Annotated in this window: 2 protein-coding genes; both read left to right on the top strand. The window is 43.2% G+C overall.

What is annotated here, in order from left to right; genetic code table 11:
• Positions 1-343: 343 nt before the first annotated feature.
• On the top strand, positions 344-1,075 hold the full coding sequence (gene bioD, locus PN499_RS02940) for a dethiobiotin synthase (RefSeq protein ID WP_272030197.1): 732 nt from the start codon (positions 344-346) through the stop codon (positions 1,073-1,075).
• A 33-nt stretch (positions 1,076-1,108) separates the two neighbouring features.
• Positions 1,109-2,326 (top strand): M20 metallopeptidase family protein, encoded by a 1,218-nt coding sequence (locus tag PN499_RS02935; protein ID WP_272030196.1) that lies wholly within the window; start codon positions 1,109-1,111, stop codon positions 2,324-2,326.
• The last annotated feature ends 175 nt before the right edge of the window (positions 2,327-2,501 follow it).

The following is a 2,501-nucleotide window of genomic DNA, read 5'->3' as shown; positions in this document are numbered from 1 at the left end:
GGAATAGAAGAAGGGGCTAGGGGCTAGGGACTAGGGACTAGGGAAAGAGGGGGAGATGGGGAGGATGGGGAGGATAGGGGAGGATAGGGTAGTAAATCGCCCATTCTGCCCAATTACCAAATTACCAATTACAGGACTTACGCACCCAACTAAAGAAACCGGGTTTCGACTTTCGCTCAACCAGCAGTTTTTTGACGAAAATACTTCGTTTTACCCACAAATTCTCTCAAAAACCCGGTTTCTGGAGCCATGAGCGTAAGTCCTAAATTAGCAATTAGCAATTAGCAATTAGCGATTAGCAATTAGCGATTAGCGATTACCAATTACCAATTACCAATTACCAATGAATACATTACTTATTACTGGAACTGATACCGATGCGGGGAAAACGGTGTTGACTTGTGCTCTGGCTGCTTATTGGCAGATGTATTGCTGCGATCGCGAAGCTGAGGGCAAGCATCACAGTTTAGGAATTTTGAAGCTTTTGCAAACTGGCACTGGCGATCGCGAACTTTACAGCCGTTTATTTTCCCTTAACCAATCCCCACAACAACTCAATCCCCTCCACTTCAGTGCGCCGTTAGCACCTCCGATCGCTGCTGAACGGGAAGGTAGGCGTGTAGAATTAGAACTGGTCTGGAATGCCCTATTAAGCTTGCAGGAGCAGCGAGATTTTGTGTTAGTTGAGGCGTTAGGGGGATTGGGTTCTCCTGTAACTCATGAATTGACAGTAGCCGATTTAGCAAGAGATTGGCGGATGAGCGCGGTTTTAGTTGTGCCGATCAGATTGGGTGCGATCGCGCAAGCCGTAGCGAATACTGCCCTTGCCAGACTAACTGGTGTTAAGCTCAAAGGTATTGTCCTCAATTGTGTCAAGCCTTGCTCAAACCAAGAAATTGCGGATTGGACACCAATTGATTTAATTGAATCTTTGACTCAGATTCCGGTGTTGGGGATTTTGCCGCACCTTGATGACCCCACAGACCTTGCTAAATTAGCACAAGTGGCTTCAGAATTAGATTTAGAGCGGTTAATGCCTATAGTCAATGCGCTTTCCACTTCAAAATTTAAATAGTTTAATCCCATGTTTTTTTAAAGGTGATAAAAAATGGTTTCAACTTTTCCGAGCTTAAATTCTGTTGAAGCATCGCAATTGCGGTTTGAAATTCGAGCCTTACAACCTAAGTTAGTAGAATGGCGACGACGACTGCACCAGCGTCCTGAACTTGGTTTCGTAGAACAATTAACTTCTGAATTCATCTCCCAAAAATTGCAAGCATGGGGAATAAAAAATCAGGTAGGTATTGCTAAAACCGGAATTGTCGCAACTATTGATAGCGGCAAACCAGGGCCAGTTTTAGCAATTCGCGCCGATATAGACGCTTTGCCAATCCAAGAAGAAAACGAAGTATGCTATCGTTCTCAACATGACGGAATTATGCACGCTTGCGGTCATGACGGCCATATCACAATTGCCCTCGGTACTGCCTACTATCTTGCCAATCATTTAGAAGATTTCAAAGGTACAGTTAAGATTATATTCCAGCCAGCAGAAGAAGGGCCAGGAGGCGCAAAACCAATGATTGAAGCGGGAGTTTTAAAGAATCCCGATGTTGATGCAATTATTGGTTTGCATCTATGGAACAATCTTCCTTTGGGTACATTAGGTGTTCGCAGTGGCGCATTAATGGCGGCTGTAGAAATTTTTGAATGTACAATTTTTGGTAAAGGTGGACACGGTGCAATGCCACACCAAACCGTTGATTCAATTGTTGTCGCCTCTCAAATTGTCAATGCTTTGCAAACTATTGTAGCTCGCAATGTCGATCCAATTGACTCGGCAGTAGTAACAGTTGGTGAATTTCATGCTGGTACCGCCCATAATGTCATTGCTGATACAGCACAACTCAGCGGTACTGTGCGATACTTTAATCCCAAATATCAGGAGCAAAGATTTTTTGATAAAAGAGTAGAACAGGTAATTGCAGGGATTTGTCAAAGTCACGGAGCGAGTTATAAACTGAATTATTACTCTCTATATCCACCAGTAATTAATGATGCAAAAATAGCAGATTTAGTAAGAAGAGTAGCTGAATCTGTTGTAGAAACGCCAGCGGGAGTAGTGCCAGAATGTCAAACTATGGGCGGCGAGGATATGTCATTCTTTCTGCAAGCTGTACCTGGTTGCTATTTCTTTTTGGGTTCGGCAAATCCCGATAAAAATTTAGCTTATCCTCACCATCATCCCCGTTTTGACTTTGATGAAACTGCCTTGGGTATGGGAGTAGAAATGTTTGTAAGGTGTGTAGAAAAGTTTTGCAATTAGCTATTTGTTAACGGTTAACTGTTAACTGTTAACTGTTAACTGTTACAGGATTTACGCCAAAGTATCCGTAATCATGGGTAAAATCATGACTTATACCAAATCCGGGTTAGTCATCCCCTTTATTAGCAATAATCCGTCATTGCGAGCTCCGCGAAGCAATCGCAGAGACTAGGCG

The organism is Kamptonema animale CS-326, from assembly GCF_028330895.1.
In the GTDB taxonomy this organism is placed as follows: Bacteria; Cyanobacteriota; Cyanobacteriia; order Cyanobacteriales; family Microcoleaceae; genus Kamptonema; species Kamptonema formosum.
Note: the sequence above shows the minus strand (reverse complement) of the source record. Positions and strands in the feature narration are given on the sequence as shown.

Coding starts and splice junctions, on each gene's coding strand:
- bioD (WP_272030197.1), top strand. CDS start 344: ATGAATACATTACTTATTACTGGAACTGATACCGATGCGGGGAAAACG.
- PN499_RS02935 (WP_272030196.1), top strand. CDS start 1,109: ATGGTTTCAACTTTTCCGAGCTTAAATTCTGTTGAAGCATCGCAATTG.